General features: G+C 29.5%; 5 protein-coding genes. 4 read left to right on the forward strand and 1 reads right to left on the reverse strand.

The window, feature by feature from the left end; translation table 11 throughout:
- Both VGE71_RS07735 and VGE71_RS07740 read left to right on the forward strand, forming a co-directional pair.
- Positions 1-630: hypothetical protein (locus VGE71_RS07735; protein WP_331137813.1), on the forward strand; the 630-nt coding region annotated here is incomplete at its 5' end.
- 35 nt (positions 631-665) lie between these two features.
- Positions 666-1,169, forward strand: a complete 504-nt coding sequence (locus tag VGE71_RS07740; protein WP_331137814.1) for an endonuclease V — start codon at positions 666-668, stop codon at positions 1,167-1,169.
- A 43-nt stretch (positions 1,170-1,212) separates the two neighbouring features.
- Here the strand turns inward: VGE71_RS07740 and VGE71_RS07745 are convergent, their stop codons facing one another.
- Positions 1,213-1,791, reverse strand: a complete 579-nt coding sequence (locus VGE71_RS07745) for an HD domain-containing protein (protein WP_331137815.1) — start codon at positions 1,789-1,791, stop codon at positions 1,213-1,215.
- Positions 1,792-1,917: 126 nt separating this feature from the next.
- On the opposite strand from VGE71_RS07745, the gene VGE71_RS07750 reads away from it, so the two are divergent.
- Positions 1,918-2,451: a hypothetical protein gene (locus VGE71_RS07750; protein ID WP_331137816.1), complete on the forward strand. Its 534-nt coding sequence runs from the start codon at positions 1,918-1,920 to the stop codon at positions 2,449-2,451.
- Positions 2,452-2,502: 51 nt separating this feature from the next.
- Positions 2,503-2,729 (forward strand): hypothetical protein (locus tag VGE71_RS07755; RefSeq protein ID WP_331137817.1); only part of this gene is annotated, 227 nt, incomplete at its 3' end.

Here is a 2,729-nt window from a genome sequence, read left to right on the forward strand (position 1 = left end):
AAAATCAAAAAAAATGAAGATTCCTTTCTTAAGAAGAATAATATAATTAACTTGTATATGAAAATAATAAGATCATTTACCTTATTACTTGCTTTAATACTTACGGGATGCGTTGGTAATATGAATCCAACAGGCGGAAACTCAAATCCAAACTATCCATATTTCATTACCACAGAACCAATGTTGGTTAAAAAAATAATGGTTCCAAAAGGAACAAGACTTACTTATAATGAGCATTTTTTTGTAGAAGGAGAACAAGAGCATAAAATGAGTGAGCAAAGATTAACGAGCATAAAACTCCCAGAAGGACAAACGATAAATTGGGGCGGTGTTCCTGTATATTGGATTGAAAAGTTTTTTAATTCGGAAATGCGCGGTTATACTGTTTATGCTGATTTCGATAAATTAAGTGCGGATAAAAAAACGCGATTTGCTGAACTTTGGCAAAGCTGTAGTGATGGTCTTAGTATTACAATTAAAAACGAAGAGGATTGGTCTTTTGACAAAAATAACATTGCTGATGTAGAGAGTTGTAGTGTCTTGTATCAACGTTACTTTAAAGAGGATGAAAAACAACAAACTTTTCTAAATGATGTACTTGCAGAACTTAGGAAAGTTGCGTCAAAATAGATATTTTCGTTGATTAAATTAATAAATAAGAATTTATGATCTTAGCTTTTGATACTTATTATTTTGACCAAAAAGCGAAAACGGTTTGCCTTGAATTTTCAGAATGGAATGAAAGCAAAAATTTTAAAGTTTATACTGAAATCATTGATAACGTTGAAGAATATATTCCTGGTGAATTTTACAAAAGAGAATTACCATGTATTCTAAGTCTTTTAAATCAAATTGATCTATCTGTGGTCAAGGCAATTGTTGTAGATGGTTTTGTTTACTTAAATGATGATCAGAAATATGGCTTAGGTGGCTATTTATATGAAAAACTAAATAAAGAAATTCCGATTATTGGCGTTGCTAAAACAAACTTTGCTTCTATAGAAAAGAATAAAAAAGCACTTTTCAGAGGCGATAGCAAGAAACCGCTTTATATCACTTCGATCGGAATAGATTTGGATGAAGCTTTCGCCTATGTTCAACAAATGGACGGCGAATACAGAATGCCAACTTTATTAAAAGAACTGGATCGATTAACTAAAGAAAATTAAATAAAAAATCCGTCTCAAAAAAAGAGACGGATTTTGTTTAAAATCAATTAGTTGTGATACCAATAAAACGATGGTATTCCTTAATTTTACTTATTAATCTGTCAGCTAAATAGTGATTAGCATCTTTCAGTTCGTCAAATATAATTTCAGCTTCTTCGATATATTTTAGCTTTTTTTCATCATCCCAATAATATGGAGGTTCGTAGAGATTGCAAATCCTATCAGCCATTTTTACGGCCCAAACTTCAATAGGTTGTTGTTTGATTCGGCTTAAACTATCACGCATTTTTTCTAGTGAACCTACAATTTCATCATTTTTGGTTAAAGCCATCACTCCTTTTGCTACCTGATCTCCAAATAACTGATGTACTTTTTCATAATCAAAAACGGTGTCTTCAATTGTATCGTGAAGCATTGCACATTTGACAGCTAAATCAGAATTCATATTTTCTGTAAATTTTGTGGCGTTTAAAACTTCAAAAACAACACTTCCGATATGATTGATATACTCTACCCTTTCTCCTTCATTGCCGCCACCATATTTTTGTCCGTCGTGAAGTTTTGAAACCAATTGCCAAATATTTTGAATGTCGTCTATTGACCAGTCTTTTTCTTTTTGCATATGTAATCTGATTTTTAGATTAAATGTAATTTACTTCTTTTTTCTAATATTTACAACAATTCAGTTTCAGTTCTGTATTTTCTATTGTTAGAATGATTGTATATTAGCCTCAAATAAATCCTCTATATGCAGCAAACTTTAAAAATTACAAGCCTTACTGATGAAGACGTAAAATTCCTGAAAAGACAAGTAAAAAAAGGTTTTTTGACGTGGTCTATATTTTCGTTAATAACAATTGTATTTCCTTTTAGTTGCATTTATGCAATTATTACCAATGAAGAGCTAACAGATAAACTTTTTCCAATTTTAATCGTTCTAATTATTTTTGGCTTTTGGATCTATGTCACAATCAGAGCAATCATAGACATAAGTAAGGATAGAAAGTACCTACTATTGCAGAAAAAAATTGAAGGAAATAGTATAGTTTTACAAAAGGAAATTGTCACAATAGAACGACATGAATCTGATAGAGATTCTTATCAAATAAAAATTTATTCTGATGTTGAAGAAAAACATAGAAAAATAGAAGTAGATAAAAAATATTACGAAAGAATTCAAATTGGAGATTCTTTATGGATTGAATATTATTTGGATAGTAATTATATCAAAACATTGGAGTTTGACAAAATGGACAGTAAGTATAAAAGTTTCGTCAATTAAAAATCGAGTACAAAAAAGTTAAAACCAGAAAAAATAAATCTTTGCACATTAATGGATAAAACAGTTATAGAAGATTTAAAGATTCTATCCGAGAATTTCAAACACAAATTTGATACTTTCTCAGACACAATCGTTTTGGTCAATGAGATAAATAAAATTAGAATTAAACCTGAAAATGATACTAATTTTAGAATTACTTATAATTTATGTTTTGACGAAGAAACGATATTAGTTTCAAAAGAAACGATTTATCATTTTGTTTTGGAGTTATTTAAAAG

This window comes from Flavobacterium sp., assembly GCF_036405015.1.
Lineage (GTDB): Bacteria > Bacteroidota > Bacteroidia > Flavobacteriales > Flavobacteriaceae > Flavobacterium.

Coding starts and splice junctions, on each gene's coding strand:
- VGE71_RS07750 (WP_331137816.1), top strand. CDS start 1,918: ATGCAGCAAACTTTAAAAATTACAAGCCTTACTGATGAAGACGTAAAA.
- VGE71_RS07740 (WP_331137814.1), top strand. CDS start 666: ATGATCTTAGCTTTTGATACTTATTATTTTGACCAAAAAGCGAAAACG.
- VGE71_RS07745 (WP_331137815.1), bottom strand. CDS start 1,791: ATGCAAAAAGAAAAAGACTGGTCAATAGACGACATTCAAAATATTTGG.